This window comes from Streptococcus bovismuti, assembly GCF_042436615.2.
In the GTDB taxonomy this organism is placed as follows: domain Bacteria; phylum Bacillota; class Bacilli; order Lactobacillales; family Streptococcaceae; genus Streptococcus.
Window position 1 is genome coordinate 297,549 of record NZ_JBHMFR020000002.1, and the last position, 17,986, is coordinate 315,534.

17 protein-coding genes and 1 pseudogene are annotated in these 17,986 nt (G+C 40.4%); 16 read left to right on the forward strand and 2 right to left on the reverse strand.

The window, feature by feature from the left end:
- Positions 1 to 186 precede the first annotated feature (186 nt).
- Positions 187 to 1,533, reverse strand: a complete 1,347-nt coding sequence (gene gor / locus ACERDH_RS04430) for a glutathione-disulfide reductase (protein WP_386680623.1) — start codon at positions 1,531 to 1,533, stop codon at positions 187 to 189.
- 290 nt (positions 1,534 to 1,823) lie between these two features.
- Between gor and ACERDH_RS04435 the strand changes: the two genes are divergently transcribed.
- From ACERDH_RS04435 to ciaH, 15 genes and pseudogenes are all read left to right on the forward strand, one after another.
- Complete coding sequence (locus tag ACERDH_RS04435) at positions 1,824 to 3,032, forward strand: efflux RND transporter periplasmic adaptor subunit (RefSeq protein WP_386680719.1); 1,209 nt, start codon at positions 1,824 to 1,826, stop codon at positions 3,030 to 3,032.
- On the forward strand, positions 3,016 to 3,717 hold the full coding sequence (locus ACERDH_RS04440; RefSeq protein ID WP_000811472.1) for an ABC transporter ATP-binding protein: 702 nt from the start codon (positions 3,016 to 3,018) through the stop codon (positions 3,715 to 3,717). Before ACERDH_RS04435 ends, ACERDH_RS04440 begins: the two co-directional genes overlap by 17 nt.
- Position 3,718: 1 nt before the next feature.
- Positions 3,719 to 4,978 (forward strand): ABC transporter permease, encoded by a 1,260-nt coding sequence (locus ACERDH_RS04445; protein ID WP_023946417.1) that lies wholly within the window; start codon positions 3,719 to 3,721, stop codon positions 4,976 to 4,978.
- A 123-nt stretch (positions 4,979 to 5,101) separates the two neighbouring features.
- Positions 5,102 to 7,099: a methionine--tRNA ligase gene (gene metG / locus ACERDH_RS04450; protein ID WP_386680627.1), complete on the forward strand. Its 1,998-nt coding sequence runs from the start codon at positions 5,102 to 5,104 to the stop codon at positions 7,097 to 7,099.
- Positions 7,100 to 7,231: 132 nt separating this feature from the next.
- Positions 7,232 to 7,552, forward strand: a complete 321-nt coding sequence (locus tag ACERDH_RS04455) for a PadR family transcriptional regulator (RefSeq protein ID WP_000665422.1) — start codon at positions 7,232 to 7,234, stop codon at positions 7,550 to 7,552.
- Positions 7,553 to 7,555: 3 nt separating this feature from the next.
- The gene (locus ACERDH_RS04460; RefSeq protein WP_386680669.1) at positions 7,556 to 8,371 is read left to right on the forward strand and encodes a hypothetical protein; all 816 of its coding nucleotides are present in this window, start codon (positions 7,556 to 7,558) and stop codon (positions 8,369 to 8,371) included.
- Between the two features lie 72 nt (positions 8,372 to 8,443).
- A complete protein-coding gene (locus ACERDH_RS04465; RefSeq protein WP_386680672.1) occupies positions 8,444 to 9,370 on the forward strand; it encodes an aldo/keto reductase in 927 nt (308 codons plus the stop codon).
- 99 nt (positions 9,371 to 9,469) lie between these two features.
- Positions 9,470 to 9,706 carry a DUF2829 domain-containing protein gene (locus ACERDH_RS04470; protein ID WP_203213339.1) on the forward strand — a complete coding sequence of 79 codons (237 nt, stop codon included), beginning with the start codon at positions 9,470 to 9,472 and terminating at the stop codon, positions 9,704 to 9,706.
- On the forward strand, positions 9,699 to 10,397 hold the full coding sequence (locus ACERDH_RS04475; RefSeq protein ID WP_203213338.1) for a 3-oxoacyl-ACP reductase: 699 nt from the start codon (positions 9,699 to 9,701) through the stop codon (positions 10,395 to 10,397). The genes ACERDH_RS04470 and ACERDH_RS04475 overlap by 8 nt, the downstream gene beginning before the upstream one ends.
- Positions 10,398 to 10,423: 26 nt before the next feature.
- Positions 10,424 to 10,546: pseudogene (locus ACERDH_RS04480) on the forward strand (NUDIX hydrolase); the annotation flags it as partial.
- Positions 10,524 to 11,408: a putative PEP-binding protein gene (locus ACERDH_RS04485; protein WP_386680677.1), complete on the forward strand. Its 885-nt coding sequence runs from the start codon at positions 10,524 to 10,526 to the stop codon at positions 11,406 to 11,408. The pseudogene ACERDH_RS04480 and the gene ACERDH_RS04485, both read left to right, overlap by 23 nt.
- Positions 11,368 to 11,808: an ASCH domain-containing protein gene (locus tag ACERDH_RS04490; protein WP_386680680.1), complete on the forward strand. Its 441-nt coding sequence runs from the start codon at positions 11,368 to 11,370 to the stop codon at positions 11,806 to 11,808. Before ACERDH_RS04485 ends, ACERDH_RS04490 begins: the two co-directional genes overlap by 41 nt.
- A gap of 120 nt (positions 11,809 to 11,928) precedes the next feature.
- Positions 11,929 to 14,475 (forward strand): M1 family metallopeptidase, encoded by a 2,547-nt coding sequence (locus ACERDH_RS04495; protein WP_386680683.1) that lies wholly within the window; start codon positions 11,929 to 11,931, stop codon positions 14,473 to 14,475.
- A 108-nt stretch (positions 14,476 to 14,583) separates the two neighbouring features.
- Entirely contained in the window at positions 14,584 to 15,258 is a 675-nt protein-coding gene (ciaR, locus tag ACERDH_RS04500; protein ID WP_000590639.1) for a two-component system response regulator CiaR, read from the forward strand.
- A complete protein-coding gene (gene ciaH, locus ACERDH_RS04505) occupies positions 15,248 to 16,582 on the forward strand; it encodes a two-component system sensor histidine kinase CiaH (RefSeq protein WP_261051677.1) in 1,335 nt (444 codons plus the stop codon). The genes ciaR and ciaH overlap by 11 nt, the downstream gene beginning before the upstream one ends.
- A 33-nt stretch (positions 16,583 to 16,615) precedes the next feature.
- Here ciaH and ACERDH_RS04510 read toward each other — a convergent pair whose 3' ends face one another.
- Complete coding sequence (locus ACERDH_RS04510) at positions 16,616 to 16,903, reverse strand: DUF3270 domain-containing protein (RefSeq protein ID WP_020902957.1); 288 nt, start codon at positions 16,901 to 16,903, stop codon at positions 16,616 to 16,618.
- Between the two features lie 139 nt (positions 16,904 to 17,042).
- Between ACERDH_RS04510 and ACERDH_RS04515 the strand changes: the two genes are divergently transcribed.
- Positions 17,043 to 17,972, forward strand: a complete 930-nt coding sequence (locus ACERDH_RS04515; RefSeq protein ID WP_386680690.1) for a peptidase U32 family protein — start codon at positions 17,043 to 17,045, stop codon at positions 17,970 to 17,972.
- The last annotated feature ends 14 nt before the right edge of the window (positions 17,973 to 17,986 follow it).

The following is a 17,986-nucleotide window of genomic DNA, read 5'->3' on the forward strand; positions in this document are numbered from 1 at the left end:
CCTCGTTTCTGATGTATAGTAACTATTATACTCGTAGAGTAATTATTGTCAACCAATTTTTTAAAACAAGGTAACAAAAACTGTAACGGCCGATTTTGCTTACTGGTTAAGTTGGATAATTGTTTTGTTGATTCGAAAACATCAAAAAAGAAGCAGACACATTTGTATCAGCTTCTTTTGTTTCGATTAACGCATAGTTACAAATTCTTCAGATGCAGTTGGGTGAATCGCCACAGTTGCATCAAAGTCTGCCTTGGTTGCTCCCATTTTGATAGCAACAGCAAATCCTTGAATCATTTCATCAACACCGTAGCCAATTCCATGAAGTCCGACAACTTTTTCTTCTGAACCAGCTGTGATCAATTTGAAACGTGTTTCTTGACGGTTGTAAGTGCAAGCAGAGTACATAGACGTAAAGCTTGATTTGTAAACCTTGATTTGGTCTTGTCCGTATTCTTTAATAGCTTGCTCTTCTGTCAATCCAACAGTTCCGATAGCAGGGTGTGAAAAGACAACAGTTGGAATAGTTGAGTAGTCCATTTTTGCAGTTGTTTTTCCGTTAAAGAGACGTTCAGATAGGGTACGCCCAGCCTTGATAGCTACTGGAGTCAGTTCTTTCTCGCCCGTTACGTCACCTAGAGCGTAGATTCCCTCAACAACAGTATTTTGGTATTCATCCACTTGAATAAAGCCACGTTCGTTCAGAGTCACTCCAGCTTTTTCAAGTTGCAACCCTTTAACGTTTGGACGGCGACCAGTAGCCCAGATAACTTGGCTAGCTGTGTGACTAGTTCCGTCTTCGAAATGAATGGTAATGCCTTCAGCAGTTTTTTCTAACTTAGCAGGGACTTTGTGAGTATGAAGTGGCAAGTTTGTTCTTTCCATTTCCTTGACCAAACCTTCAACGATGTAAGAATCAAAACCACGTAAAGGACGATCGCGGCGAACAAAGAGATCTGTCTTGACACCAAAGGTGTGAAGTACGCCAGCCAATTCAACGGCAATATAACCAGCGCCTAGAATTGCAACTGACTCTGGCAATTCTTCCCAGGCAAATACATCATCAGAAGAGCCACCTAGTTCAGCACCAGGAATATTTGGAATACTTGGATGGGCACCAGTAGCAATCACGATATGTTTAGCACGAATCAGTTCACCATTTACACTGACAGTATGAGAATCTACAAATTCAGCATGACCTTCAATCAAGTCTACACCGTTGCGTTTAAAACTCCCATCATAAGAAGAACGAGCGCGATCAATGTAGGCTTCACGATTGCGACGTAGGGTTGCAAAGTCAAAGTTAAGATCAGTAGTCTTAAAGCCGTAGTCTTCTCCAAATTGATGGAAAGTCTCAGCGATTTGTGCCCCGTACCACATGATTTTTTTAGGAACACAACCTACGTTGACGCAGGTTCCACCTAGTTTCTTTTCCTCAATAACGGCTGCTTTAGCTCCGTGTTCACCAGCACGGTTCATGGTAGCAATTCCTCCACTACCTCCACCGATAGCAATGATATCGTATTCTCTCATTGAAAACTCCTTTATACTCTTTGAAATAGTAGAGTGTCATTTTTTGATAGTCATATTCTATCTTTTTTTTTATCTGATTGCAAAAATCTGCTACGTTTAAAAAAATTAAAGAAAAGGCTTGCAAAAAGGAAAAATAAAGTGTATTATATAACTAGTACAATGGTAACAAAAATAGATTCCGAACAATAATCAAATCCTGAAATGTCATTATTTCGTTCTGAACGGTTATTGTTAATATTTGGTAGTTTTTGTATAATATTGTTAAGGACTTTAAATCAAAAAGGAGTTTCATTATGAAAAAGAATCGCAAAGCTAAAAAGTGGCAATTGTATGTAGCAATCGGTGCTGCCAGTGTAGTTGTATTAGGTGCTGGAGGGATTTTGCTCTTTAGACAACCATCTCAGACCGCTGTAAAAGATGAGCCTACTCATCTTGTTGTTGCCAAGGAAGGAAGTGTGGCATCCTCTGTTTTATTGTCAGGAACAGTAACGGCAAAAAATGAACAGTATGTTTATTTTGATGCTAGTAAGGGAGATTTAGATGAAATCCTTGTTTCTGTGGGTGATAAAGTCAGTGAAGGACAAGCTTTAGTAAAGTACAGTAGTTCAGAAGCACAGGCTGCCTATGATTCAGCTAGTCGAGCAGTAGCTAAGGCAGACCGTCATATCAACGAACTCAATCAAGCACGAAATGAAGCCACTTCAGCTCCCGCTCCACAGTTACCAGCACCAGCAGGAGGTGAAAGTACTGCAGCCCAAACTCAAGCTCCAGTCTCAGGCAATGCAGTGTCATCTATTGATGCACAGCTAGGTGATGCTCGTGATGCCCGTGCAGATGCAGCAGCGCAATTAAGCAAGGCTCAAAGTCAGTTGGATGCAATGACGGTTCTCAGTACCTTAGAGGGAACTGTGGTCGAAGTTAACCAAAATGTTTCTAAATCTCCAACAGGAGCTAGCCAAGTGGTCGTTCATGTTGTAAGTAATGAAAACTTGCAAGTTAAGGGGGAACTATCTGAATATAACCTTGCCAATTTATCTGTTGGACAAGAAGTAACCTTTACATCTAAAGTTTACCAGGATAAGAGCTGGACAGGTAAGATTAGCTATATCTCTGACTACCCTAAAAACAATGGCGAAGCAGCAAGTACAGCGGCTGCCGCAGCAGCTGGTAATTCTGGCTCTAAATATCCATATACCATTGATGTTACAAGTGAAATCGGTGACTTGAAACAAGGATTTTCTGTAAGTGTTGAGGTCAAGAATAAGAGTAAAGCTATTTTGGTTCCTTTAACAAGTGTTGTCATGGAAAATGATAAGAATTATGTCTGGGTACTTGACGAGCAGAAAAAGGCTAAGAAAGTGGAAGTTAGTTTGGGCAATGCTGATGCAGACAACCAAGAAATCACTTCAGGTCTGACAAATGGAGTTAAGGTCATCAGTAACCCAACGTCTTCTCTAGAGGAAGGAAAAGAGGTGAAAGCTGATGAAGCAACTAATTAGTCTAAAAAATATCTGCAGAAGCTACCGTAATGGTGACCAAGAACTGCAGGTTCTCAAAAATATCAACCTAGAAGTGAATGAGGGTGAATTTGTTGCCATCATGGGACCATCTGGTTCTGGTAAATCTACACTGATGAATACGATTGGCATGTTGGATACACCAACCAGCGGTGAGTATTATCTTGAAGGCCAAGAAGTAGCTGGACTTGGTGAAAAACAACTAGCCAAGGTCCGTAACCAACAAATCGGATTTGTCTTTCAGCAGTTCTTTCTTCTATCCAAACTCAATGCTCTACAAAATGTAGAATTGCCCTTGATTTACGCGGGAGTTTCGGCTTCAAAACGCCGCAAGTTAGCTGAGGAATATCTAGATAAGGTTGAATTGACTGAACGTAGCCACCATTTGCCTTCAGAATTATCTGGTGGTCAAAAGCAACGTGTAGCTATTGCGCGTGCCTTGGTAAACAATCCTTCTATTATTCTTGCTGACGAACCGACAGGAGCCTTGGATACTAAAACAGGTAACCAAATCATGCAATTATTAGTTGAACTGAATAATGAAGGAAAAACCATTATCATGGTAACGCATGAGCCTGAAATCGCAGCTTATGCCAAACGCCAGATTGTCATTCGAGATGGGGTCATTTCGTCTGATAGTGCACAGTTAGAAAAGGAGGAAAACTAAGATGCAGAATCTGAAATTTGCCTTTTCATCTATCATGGCCCACAAGATGCGCTCTTTTCTCACCATGATAGGGATTATCATTGGTGTTTCCTCAGTTGTTGTGATTATGGCTCTGGGGGATTCCATGTCTCGTCAGGTCAATAAAAACATGACCAAGTCACAGAAGAATATCCATGTCTTTTTCTCGCCTATTAAAAGTAAAGACGGTTCTTTTACCCAAAAGCAATCAGCTTTGACAGTTTCTGGGAAAGAAGAGGATGTTCCTGTGGAACCACCAAAACCACAAGAATCCTGGGTCAAGGAAGCGGCAAAACTGAAGGGTGTAGATAGTTACTATGTAACCAACTCAACCAATACCACCCTGGCTTATAAGGATAAAAAAGTGGAGCGTGCTAGCTTGACAGGTGGGAATATTACCTACATGAAGGCGGTTGAAAATGAAATTGTTGCAGGCCGTAGTCTTATAGCTCAGGATTATAAAGATGTGGCCAGTGTCATTTTACTAGACCAAGAACTTGCCAATAGTCTGTTTGGTTCAGCTCAAGAAGCTGTTAACCAGATTATAGATGTTGGTGGCTTTAGTTACCGTGTCATTGGTGTCTATACTAGCGATGAGGCCAAGACTGCCAAGACTTTTGGTATTGGTGGACTTCCGATTACGACTAATATTTCTCTTGCCAATAATTTCAATATGGATGAAATTTCTGATATTGTCTTCCGTGTCAATGATACCAGTTTGACACCGACGGTGGGACCAGAATTAGCTAGAAAATTGACCGAGATTGCTGGTCTTCAGCAAGGGGAGTATCAGGTGGCAGATGCGACTGCAGCCTTCCAAGAAGTACAACAACTGTTCGGCTTTATAACTACGATTATTAGTGCCATTGCGGGGATTTCCCTCTTTGTTGGTGGGACTGGTGTTATGAACATCATGCTGGTTTCTGTTACAGAGCGTACGCGTGAGATTGGTCTCCGTAAGGCTTTGGGAGCAACGCGTGCCAATATTTTAATTCAGTTTTTGATTGAATCTATGATTTTGACCTTGCTTGGTGGAGTCATTGGTCTAACCATTGCAACAGGCTTAACCGCTATAGCTGGTCTACTTTTACAAGGTTTGATTGCGGGTATAGAAGTGGGAGTATCAATCCCAGTTGCCCTATTTAGTCTTGCAGTTTCGGCTAGCGTGGGTATGATTTTTGGAGTTTTGCCAGCCAACAAGGCATCGAAACTTGATCCAATTGAAGCGCTTCGTTATGAATAAGATCAACAAGATGGACACTTGTCTATCTTGTTTTTGTATAGATTTCCCTATCGAAAATCCTTAAAAATGTGATATAATGAAGTGTTAGAAAAACAGGTTTCATTTGCCTGGAAAGGAAAAATTATGTCTGAAAAGAATTTTTATATTACAACGCCGATTTACTATCCATCTGGTAAACTTCATATCGGATCTGCCTACACAACCATCGCCTGTGATGTCCTAGCTCGTTACAAACGCCTGATGGGCTACGATGTCTTTTATTTGACAGGTCTTGACGAACATGGTCAGAAGATCCAGCAGAAAGCGGAAGAAGCTGGCATTACACCACAAGCCTATGTTGATGGAATGGCAGTTGGAGTTAAAGAACTCTGGCAATTACTAGATATCTCATACGATAAATTTATCCGTACAACTGATGACTACCATGAAAAAGTGGTAGCGCAAGTTTTTGAACGCTTGCTTGCTCAAGATGACATCTATTTGGGTGAATATTCTGGTTGGTACTCAGTTTCAGATGAGGAATTCTTTACAGAAAGCCAGCTTGCAGAAGTATTCCGTGATGAAGCTGGAAATGTAACTGGTGGTATTGCTCCATCAGGTCACGAAGTGGAATGGGTTTCTGAAGAATCATACTTCCTTCGCCTCAGCAAATACCAAGATCGTTTGGTAGACTTTTTCAAAGCCCATCCTGACTTTATCACTCCAGATGGTCGCCTTAATGAAATGCTTCGCAACTTCATCGAGCCAGGTTTGGAAGACTTGGCGGTTTCTCGTACAACCTTTACATGGGGAGTGCCTGTCCCATCAAATCCTAAACACGTTGTCTACGTTTGGATTGATGCCCTTCTTAATTATGCGACAGCACTTGGCTACGGTCAAGATGAGCACGGTAACTTTGATAAGTTCTGGAATGGAACAGTCTTCCACATGGTAGGAAAAGATATCCTTCGATTCCACTCGATTTACTGGCCAATCCTTCTTATGATGTTGGATATCAAATTGCCAGATCGTTTGATTGCTCACGGTTGGTTCGTCATGAAAGACGGCAAAATGTCTAAATCTAAAGGGAATGTCGTTTACCCTGAAATGTTGGTAGAGCGTTATGGACTAGATCCACTTCGTTACTATCTCATGCGTAGCCTTCCAGTTGGTTCAGACGGAACCTTCACTCCTGAAGACTATGTAGGCCGTATCAACTACGAATTGGCCAATGACCTTGGAAACCTCCTCAACCGTACGGTTTCTATGATTAACAAGTACTTTGATGGACAAATTCCAGCCTATGTAGAGGGCGTGACAGAGTTTGATCATGCTCTTGCTGAGGTTGCAGAACAATCAATCGCAGACTACCATACACACATGGAAGCAGTTGACTACCCACGTGCTCTTGAAGCAGTCTGGACTCTGATCTCTCGTACCAATAAATACATCGATGAGACCGCACCATGGGTCTTGGCCAAGGATGAAGCTCTTCGTGATCAATTGGCAAGTGTCATGAGCCACTTGGCAGCCAGCCTTCGCGTCGTAGCACACTTGATTGAGCCATTTATGATGGAAACCAGTCGTGCAGTTTTGACTCAACTTGGTTTAGCAGAAGTTGCTAGCCTTGAAAATTTGAGCTTGGCTGACTTCCCAGCAGATGTGACTGTAGTTGCCAAAGGAACACCAATCTTTCCACGTCTCGATATGGAAGAAGAAATCGCCTATATCAAGGAACAAATGGAAGGCAACAAGCCAGCTGTCGAAAAAGAGTGGAACCCAGACGAAGTTGAACTCAAACTAAACAAGGAAGAAATCAAGTTTGAAGACTTTGACAAGGTCGAAATCCGTGTCGCAGAAGTCAAAGAAGTGTCTAAAGTAGAAGGTTCAGATAAGTTGCTTCAATTCCGCTTGGATGCTGGTGATGGTGAAGATCGTCAAATCCTCTCAGGAATTGCAAAATACTATCCAAATGAACAAGAATTGGTCGGCAAGAAAGTTCAAATCGTTGCCAATCTCAAACCTCGTAAGATGATGAAGAAATATGTCAGTCAAGGTATGATCCTATCAGCTGAACATGATGGAAAATTAACCCTTCTCACAGTTGACTCAGCTGTACCGAATGGAAGTGTGATTGGGTAAAAGTATACAGGACTAGTTCATGCTAGTTCTGTTTTTTATTTAACTATTATGCTTTACAAACTAGTGTGAAAGTGGTATATTATAGATGAAGTCACTAGTAGGTATTACCAAATAGATTAGAAGGGAGAAGGGATGAAAGAAACTCAACTATTAAAAGGTGTTCTTGAAGGTTGTGTCTTGGATATGATTGGTCAAAAAGAGCGATATGGTTATGAGTTGGTTCAGACTTTGCGAGAGGCTGGATTTGATACTATCGTTCCAGGAACTATTTATCCTTTGTTGCAAAAGTTAGAAAAAAATCAATGGATAAGAGGCGACATGCGCCCGTCGCCAGATGGTCCAGATCGGAAGTATTTTTCATTAACTAAAGAAGGAGAAGAGCGTGTCTCGGTCTTCTGGCAACAATGGGATGATTTGAGTCAAAAAGTAGAAGGAATTAAGAATGGGGGTTAAACCATGAAAAAAATGAAGTATTACGAAGAAATAAGCGCTTTGTTACATGAATTCTCTGAGGAGAATCGGCAATATTTTGAGGAACTGTGGGATAGTTTTAATCTTGCTGGATTTCTCTATGATGAGGACTATCTTAGAGAGCAGGTCTATTTGATGATGCTAGATTTCTCAGAAGCAGAACGAGATGGCATGAGTGCAGAGGATTATTTAGGTAAGAATCCTAAAAAAATAATGAAAGAGATGCTTAAGGAAGCACCACGTAGTTCTATCAAGGAGTCCCTTTTGACACCAATTCTTGTCCTAGTGGTATTACGTTACTATCAACTAATAAGCGATTTTTCTAAAGGTCCTCTCTTAACAGTCAATTTGCTCACATTTTTAGGGCAACTTCTTCTTTTTCTAGTCGGATTTGGGCTTGTGGCTACAATCTTACGTTGGGGCTTAGTCCAAGATTCTCCTAAAATGAAAATTGGCACCTATATTGTCGTTGGGGTTCTTGTTCTGCTAGTTGTTCTGGGATATGTAGGAATGGCAAGCTTCATACAAGAAGGAGCCTTTTATCTTCCTGCTCCATGGGATAGTTTATCTGTCTTTACAATTTCGCTGGTCATCAGTATTTGGAATTGGAAAGAAGATTTTTTTCGTCCCTTTAACAGTATGATTGTTGCCCATCTTATTGTAGGTTCTCTGCTCCGTTACTATGAGTGGATGGGAATTTCAAATGTTTTTCTTACAAAGATTATTCCTTTAGCTGTTCTCTTTATTGGTATCTTTCTCTTTTTCCGTGGGTTTAAGAAGATAAAATGGAGTGAAATATAGTCAAAAAGCCGTTGCAAAGCGGTTTTTTGTTATAATTAAATGAAGAATGTAGAATCAAAGGAGAAAAATTTGATGAGATACATAACTCTTGGTCAAGATGACAAAGAATTATCAGAAATTGTTCTTGGAATGATGAGAATAAAAGATAAGTCTGTAAAAGAAGTTGAAGAGCTTGTAGAAACAGCACTGTCTGTTGGAATCAATGCTTTTGACTTGGCTGATATTTATGGTCGTGGTCGTTGTGAAGAACTGTTAGGCCTTGTCTTAAAAAATCGTCCAGATTTAAGAGAAAAGATGTGGATTCAGTCAAAATGTGGAATTCGCATTGAAGAATTTACCTATTTTGATTTTTCTAAGGACTATATCATAAAATCAGTAGACGGTATTTTGCAAAGATTGAAGATTGATCATCTAGATAGCTTGCTTCTTCATCGACCAGATGCTTTGATGGAATCTGACCAAGTAGCAGAAGCCTTTGATCTCCTTTATAAACAAGGTAAGGTTCGAGATTTTGGAGTTTCTAATCAAAATCCTATGATGATGGAGTTGTTAAAAAAAGATGTCAAGCAGCCGTTAGCTGTTAATCAGCTACAATTGAGTGCGGCTTTTACACCAGGATTCGGATCAGGTTTTCATGTTAATATGGAAGATAATCAAGCAGCTATGCGAGATGGCAGCATTTTTGAATATTGCAAATTACACGATGTGGTCATTCAAGCATGGTCTGTCTTACAATTCGGGTATTTTAAAGGGAATTTTGTTGGAAATGAGAAATTTCAAGCTTTAAATCAAGTACTTGATCGTTTAGCTATTAAATATGGAGTAACCTCTTCAACTATTGCCATTTCTTGGATATTGCGTTATCCAGCAAAAATGCAGGCAGTCGTAGGTACAACAAATCCTAAGCACTTGAGAGAAGTTAGCCAAGCGGGAAACTTTAGCTTAACAAGAAAAGAATGGTATGAAATTTATCTTGCAGCAGGGAATAATTTGCCGTAAGTAGAAGCAGATGTAAATAAATCACAGTCAAAAAGCCGTTGCAAAGCGGTTTTTTTGTTATAATGAAGGAAAGAATGTTAGAAATTAAAGGAGAAAACCATGACATTTGAAGAAATGCTGCCTGGATTAAAGGCTAAGAAAAAATATGTTCGTACTGGCTGGGGAGGTGCTGAAAACTATGTCCAACTCTTTGATATGATTGAACAAAACGGGGTTGCACTTGAAGTGACGCCCTACTTTCTAATCAACGTGTCTGGAGAAGGAGAAGGTTTTTCCATGTGGAGCCCGACACCTTGTGATGTTTTGGCGACGGATTGGGTAGAAGTGCATGACTAAACGTGTACTCATTACAGGAGTTAGTTCAGGTATCGGACTAGCTCAGGCTCGACTCTTTTTAGAGAATGACTATCAAGTTTACGGAGTGGACCAAGGAGAAAATCCATTCCTACAGGGTGATTTCCACTTTTTACAGAGAGATTTGACCTTGGACTTAGAGCCTATTTTTGACTGGTGTTCTCAGGTGGATGTTTTGTGCAATACTGCTGGAGTTTTGGATGATTACAAACCACTTTTGGAACAGACAGCGCAGGAAATTCAAGAAATTTTTGAAATTAATTATATGACTCCTGTTGAGTTGACTCGCTATTATTTGACACAAATGTTGGAAAATAAAAAGGGAATCATCATCAACATGTGCTCTATAGCTTCTAGTCTAGCAGGTGGAGGTGGTCACGCCTATACTTCATCTAAGCATGCTTTGGCAGGTTTCACCAAGCAATTGGCTTTAGACTATGCTGAAGCTGGAATTCAGGTCTTTGGTATCGCTCCAGGTGCTGTCAAGACAGCTATGACCGCTGCGGATTTTGAGCCAGGTGGCCTAGCAGACTGGGTAGCTAGTGAAACACCAATCAAGCGCTGGATTGAACCAGAGGAAGTGGCAGAAGTTAGTATCTTTTTGGCCAGTGGAAAGGCATCTGCCATGCAGGGACAAATTCTGACAATAGATGGTGGTTGGTCTTTGAAGTAGTAGTGATTGGACGGAAATCAAAAACCACAGAAGAGAGTGCATCTCCAGAAGTTTTGAAAGTCAAAGCAGAATTATTAGGATTTCCAGAATTGGACAAGACCTCTTACATGAATTGGAAGGTACAGTATGCAAAATCAACTTGCTCTTAGTGGAGAAAAAATTCTTGAAAAAGTTCATCCTCAAGTATTTCACCACATTGGAATGATTCGTGGGGAATACTTGTTCAGAGAACTAAACCAAAACATACTATTACCAAGTTGCCAGGAATTTGTAAAAGATTATCTAGCGACTATCTGCTCCCTGTACTCAGATGAGAAGATCTGGTATCGTTTTTCTGAATTAACGAATACAGAAGCCAATTGTTTAGAGGGAACTAAAGAGTATTTTGATGAAAATCATCCCTTGTTTGGTTATAGAGGAACTAGGCGTTTACTGGCGTGTTTGGATGAATTTCAGGCTGAGGCAAATGTCGTTACAAAAGTTTATCAGACCAATCCCAATCTGTCTGTTATTTTTCCTTTTGTCAATGATGCTAAGCAGTTAAAGCAAGCTATTACAGTATTGCGTCAGCAGGGTTTTACTGGGAAAATTGCCACGATGATTGAATTACCATCAGCATATTTTGACTTAGACAGCATACTGGAAGTTGGTATTTCAAAGATTGTAGTTGGAATGAATGATTTGACTTCTTTTGTTTTTGCGACTGTGAGAAACAGTCAATGGCATGATATGGAAAGTCCCATTATGTTAGATATGCTAAGACAGATGCAGGATAAAGCAAGGATTAAAAATATTGACTTTGCTGTAGCAGGCTATCTGAATACTTCTTTCATACAAAAAATGAATCAGATGGGTATCGAATGCATTCTCCACTATAGTTCTATTCCAGAGATTTTTAATTTAGAGATTGACCATCCAGATCATCTTAAACACATAAAAGAAGAAAGTAAAAAATTACAGAGGAGCACCTATGACATCGCAAGAAATGTGGAATGCATACAAGAAAATTAACCCCTCTATAGGAGATGAAATCGATGCCTGGGCTTTTGGAGTGGAAGCAGATCTCTTGGCAGATTTGGTACTGAGAGGCGAAAAGACAGCAACGGCTTCAGCATACGACCTCTACGCACTAGAAGACGAATCCCTTCCACAAGAAGGAACTTTTGATGTCATTTTAGACAGTCAAAATCAGGCTGTCTGTATTGTTGAAATTACAAAGGTTTCTGTCCAGCCCTTCAATCAAGTTTCTGCTCAACATGCCTTTAAGGAAGGGGAAGGTGACAAATCCCTAGCCTATTGGCGTCGGGTTCATGAGGATTGTTTCGCTGAGTGGCTGCGTGAGGCAGGACTAACTTTTACGCCTGACAGTAAGGTTGTTTTAGAAGAATTTCGCAAGGTCTACCCACTGTAGACTGTAGAAGGAAGAAAGTTTTGGAAATCGCTGTCCAATCCTTTTTTCTTAAGCAAAACATGATATAATAAGTTTGTTTGAAGAAGAGCTCTAGCTCTTAAACTTAGATAGGAGAAAACTATGCAAGCAGTTGAACATTTTATTAAGCAATTTGTTCCTGAACATTATGATTTATTTTTAGACTTGAGTCGTGAGACCAAGACTTTTTCAGGGAAAGTGACTATCACTGGTCAAGCACAGAGTGACCGTATTTCCCTTCACCAAAAAGACTTGGAAGTCGCCTCCGTAGAAGTTGCAGGGGCAGCTCGTCCATTCACAGTCGATAATGAAAACGAAGCTCTTCGTATCGAACTTGCTGAGGCAGGTCAAGTTGAAGTGGTTATCGCTTTTTCAGGTAAAATCACAGACAACATGACAGGGATTTACCCTTCATATTACACAGTTGATGGAGTGAAGAAGGAGGTCTTGTCTACTCAATTCGAGAGCCATTTTGCCCGCGAAGCCTTCCCATGTGTGGATGAGCCAGAAGCCAAAGCGACTTTTGATCTTGCTCTACGTTTTGATCAAGCAGAAGGTGAATTGGCCTTGTCTAACATGCCAGAAATCGAAGTTGAAAACCGTAAGGAAACAGGTATCTGGAAGTTTGAGACAACACCTCGCATGTCTTCTTACTTGTTAGCCTTTGTCGCCGGTGATTTGCAGGGTGTGACAGCTAAAACTAAAAACGGTACCCTTGTAGGTGTTTACTCAACCAAAGCTCACCCACTTTCTAACCTTGATTTCTCTTTGGATATCGCCGTTCGCTCTATCGAGTTTTACGAAGATTACTACGGAGTCAAGTACCCTATTCCTCAATCTCTCCACATCGCCCTTCCTGACTTCTCAGCTGGTGCTATGGAAAACTGGGGTCTTGTGACCTACCGTGAAGTTTACTTGGTTGTGGATGAGAACTCAACATTTGCTAGCCGTCAACAGGTTGCTCTTGTCGTTGCCCATGAATTGGCTCACCAATGGTTTGGTAACCTCGTAACGATGAAATGGTGGGATGACCTTTGGCTCAATGAAAGTTTCGCCAATATGATGGAATACGTCTGTGTGGATGCTATTGAACCAAGCTGGAATATCTTTGAAGATTTCCAAACAGGTGGTGTTCCGTCTGCCTTGAAACGTGATGCTACTGATGGCGTTCAGTCTGTTCACGTCGAAGTTAAACACCCAGATGAAATCAATACGCTCTTTGACGGAGCTATCGTCTATGCCAAAGGAAGTCGCCTCATGCACATGCTTCGTCGTTGGCTAGGTGATGCCGATTTTGCCAAAGGTTTGCATGCCTACTTTGAAAAACATCAATACAGCAATACAATTGGTCGTGACCTTTGGAATGCTCTTGGTCAAGCGTCTGTACGTGATGTCGCAGCCTTTATGGATTCTTGGTTGGAACAACCGGGTTATCCAGTTCTCACTGTCAAAGTTGAAAATGATGTCTTGAAGATTTCACAAAAACAATTCTTCATCGGTGAGCACGAAGATAAGAACCGTCTCTGGGTTGTGCCACTAAACAGCAACTGGAAAGGCTTGCCTGATACACTTGAAACTGAAAGCATCGAAATTCCAGGCTACGCAGCCCTTCTTGCTGAAAACAAAACAGCCCTTCATCTCAACACTGAAAATACAGCCCACTATATTACAGACTATCAAGGAAACTTATTAGAAGCTGTTCTTGCCGATCTAGTTGAACTTGATAACACAAGCAAACTGCAGATCGTTCAAGAACGTCGTTTGCTTGCTGAAGCAGGACACATTTCTTATGCTGACTTGCTCCCAGTCCTTGATAAACTTGCCAAGGAAGAGTCTTACCTTGTCGTTTCAGCTGTTTCTCAAGTAATTTCTGCTCTTGAGCGCTTTATCGATGAAGGTACAGAAGCTGAAAGAGCCTTCAAAGAATTGGTTGCTAAATTGGCTCGTCATAATTATGACCGTCTTGGTTTTGAAGCTAAAGATGGTGAATCAGATGAGGATGAGTTGGTTCGTCAGTTGTCTGTTTCTATGATGATTCGCTCAAATGATGCAGAAGCTAGTCAAGTCGCTAGCCAAATCTTCGCGGCTCACAAGGAGAATCTTGCAGGACTTCCAGCAGCAATCCGTTCACAAGTTCTGATCAATGAGATGAAACATCATGAGACTAAAGACTTGTTAGCACTTTATCTTGATACTTATACGCACGCAACAGATGCTGTCTTTAAACGTCAGTTGGCAGCAGCTCTTGCATACAGTACAGATGCGGATAATATCCAAAACTTGATTACTTCTTGGAAGGACAAATTTGTGGTTAAACCACAGGACTTGTCTGCTTGGTACTTCCAGTTCTTAAGCCATCAGGCAACTCAGGAAACAGCATGGTCTTGGGCTCGTGAAAATTGGGCTTGGATTAAGGCAGCTCTTGGTGGAGATATGAGCTTTGATAGCTTTGTTATCCTTCCTGCTCACGTATTTAAGACTCAGCAACGCTTGGCAGAGTACAAGGAATTCTTTGAACCGCAACTTTCTGACCTTGCTCTTAGCCGTAATATCGGTATGGGAATCAAGGAAATTGCAGCGCGTGTTGACTTGATTAACCGTGAAAAAACTGCAGTGGAAGCAGTCGTTCTTCAATACGGAAACGCATAAATAAGCCTAAAATAAAAAGAAAACTCAGCTATCTCATGTAAAATGTAGAGAGTTGAGTTTTTTTTAAGGCAAATTTGGTATAATGGTTTTAATAAGGAGGAGTTTCTCATGATAAAAATCTTATTAGTTGAGGATGACCTAGGCCTGTCAAATTCAGTATTTGACTTTTTAGACGATTTTGCCGATGTCATGCAGGTATTTGATGGTGAAGAAGGTCTCTACGAAGCTGAAAGTGGCGTCTATGACTTGATTTTGCTCGATTTAATGTTACCTGAAAAAAATGGCTTTCAAGTCTTGAAAGAATTGCGTGAAAAAGGAATTACGACACCAGTTCTGATCATGACTGCCAAGGAAAGTTTGGATGACAAGGGACATGGATTTGAATTGGGAGCGGATGACTATCTGACCAAACCTTTCTACTTAGAAGAACTCAAAATGCGGATTCAAGCGCTTCTCAAACGTTCAGGCAAGTTTAATGAAAACACCTTGACTTATGGAAATATTGTGGTTAATTTGTCAACCAATACCGTTAAAGTCGAAGATACTCCTGTCGAATTGCTGGGGAAAGAGTTCGATTTACTGGTTTATTTCCTTCAAAATCAAAATGTTATTTTGCCTAAGACTCAGATTTTTGATCGTCTATGGGGATTTGATAGTGATACCACGATTTCGGTTGTCGAAGTCTATGTTTCAAAAGTTCGTAAGAAATTAAAAGGAACCACTTTTGCAGAGAATTTGCAAACCTTGCGCAGTGTTGGGTATATTTTAAAAGATGTTCAGTAAACTAAAAAAAACATGGTATGCGGATGACTTTAGTTACTTTATTCGTAACTTTGGTGTCTTCACTCTGATTTTCTCCACCATGACCTTGATTATTTTACAGGTCATGCACTCGAGTCTCTATACTTCGGTGGATGATACGCTCCATGGTTTGAGTAACAATCCTCAGGCAGTTATTCAGCTTGCTGTAAATAGGGCAACAGAAGAGATTAAAGATTTAGAGAATGCTGCCACAGATACTAGCAAGGCTGAGGTAAAACCCAATGTCAGTTCCAATACAGAGGTTATTCTTTTTGATAAGAATTTTACCCAACTTCTTTCTGGAAATCGATTTTTGGGATTGGATAAGATTAAGTTAGAAAAGAAAGAACTAGGTCATATCTATCAGATTCAGGTTTTTAATAGCTATGGACAGGAAGAAATCTATCGCATGATTTTGATGGAAACGAATATTAGTTCGGTTTCAACCAATATCAAGTATGCTGCTGTCTTGATAAATACCAGTCAGTTGGAGCAGGCCAGTCAAAAGCATGAGCAATTGATTGTGGTTGTAATGGCAAGTTTCTGGATTCTGTCTTTGCTTGCCAGTCTCTATCTAGCTAGGGTCAGTGTTCGTCCTCTGCTTGAGAGCATGCAGAAGCAACAGTCCTTTGTGGAAAATGCCAGTCATGAGTTACGAACCCCACTTGCAGTTTTGCAAAATCGTTTAGAGACCCTTTTCCGTAAGCCAGAAGCTACCATTATGGATGTGAGCGAAAGTATTGCTTCGAGTTTGGAAGAAGTTCGAAACATGAGGTTTTTGACGACAAACTTGTTGAATTTAGCTCGGAGAGATGATGGGATTAAGCCGGAACTTGCAGAAGTTCCAACCAGTTTTTTCAATACGACTTTCACAAACTATGAGATGATTGCTTCGGAAAATGATCGTGTCTTCCGTTTTGAAAATCGGATCCATCGAACGATTGTCACAGATCAACTTCTTTTGAAACAACTGATGACCATCTTATTTGATAATGCTATCAAATATACTGAGGAGGATGGTGAAATTGATTTTATGATTTCAGCGACTGATCGTAATCTTTATTTGCTAGTTTCCGACAATGGAGTCGGTATTTCAGCAGAAGATAAGAAGAAAATTTTTGACCGTTTTTATCGAGTGGACAAGGCTAGAACCCGTCAAAAAGGTGGTTTTGGTTTAGGGTTATCTCTGGCCAAGCAAATTGTAGATGCCTTAAAAGGAACCATTACTGTTAAAGATAATAAACCAAAGGGAACAATCTTTGAAGTGAAGATTGCCATCCACACACCATCTAAAAAGAAAAAATAAAAATATCGCTCCAGACGGGGCGATATTTTGGATTTATCTTCTACGTTTTCGTTTGATAATAGATCGTTGAATTTTTAAAACAAGTAAGCTGGATCCGATTGCTGCGGCAAATGCAAGAGCAGGCGATAATTTTAATGCTAAAAAGATAAAACTAAAGATAGCAATACAGATGCAAAAAACAGCGATATTAACAAAAAATAGGATTTCCTTGAGATTGGCATCAGATTGCGCTTCAGGTGTATAATCTTGATAGCGAGGAACCTGCTGGCTTAATTCTTCTTGATAATCTACCTCATAGGATTGTAATTTTCTTACGGGCATTATTCTCTCCTTAACAGTACATACCTATTTTATCATTTTTTCAGCAGAGAATTATTACAGAAAGGTTACAATAAGAATAAAGTCCCTTTTCATTTTTAAAGAATGGCTGATTTTCCAGAAATATGGTATAATTTTTCTTATGGAAAAGATTATCATTACAGCAACTGCTGAAAGTATTGAACAAGTTAAACAACTGCTCGAAGCTGGCGTAGACCGTATCTATGTCGGTGAGAAAGATTTTGGCCTTCGTCTGCCAACGACCTTTAGTTATGACCAATTGCGTGAAATCGCTAAGTTGGTTCATGATGCTGGTAAGGAATTGATCGTTGCGGTTAATGCTCTCATGCACCAAGACATGATGGATCGTATCAAGCCATTCCTTGATTTCTTGGAAGAAATTAAGACAGACTACATTACGATTGGGGATGCAGGTGTCTTTTACGTAGTCAACCGTGATGGCTATTCTTTCAAGACTATCTACGACGCTTCAACTATGGTGACAAGCAGTCGTCAGATTAACTTCTGGGGACAAAAGGCTGGCGCATCTGAGGCTGTTTTGGCGCGTGAAATTCCATCAGCTGAACTCTTCAAAATGCCAGAGATTTTGGAAATTCCTGCTGAAGTGTTGGTTTACGGAGCTAGCGTCATCCACCATTCTAAACGTCCGCTCTTGCAAAACTACTATAACTTTACGCATATCGATGATGAAAAGACGCGTAAGCGTGACCTCTTCTTGGCTGAGCCAAGTGACCCAGAGAGCCATTATTCCATTTTTGAAGACAATCATGGTACCCACATCTTTGCCAACAATGACCTTGATTTGATGACTAAATTGACAGAATTGGTGGAGCATGGTTTCACTCACTGGAAACTAGAAGGGCTCTACACTCCAGGTCAGAACTTTGTTGAGATTGCAAAACTCTTTATCCAAGCGCGTAGCTTGATCCAAGAGGGCAGCTTTAGCCATGACCAAGCTTTCTTGCTGGATGAGGAAGTACGCAAGTTACACCCTAAAAATCGATTCCTTGATACAGGATTCTATGATTACGATCCTGATATGGTCAAATAAAGTAAATGGATAGT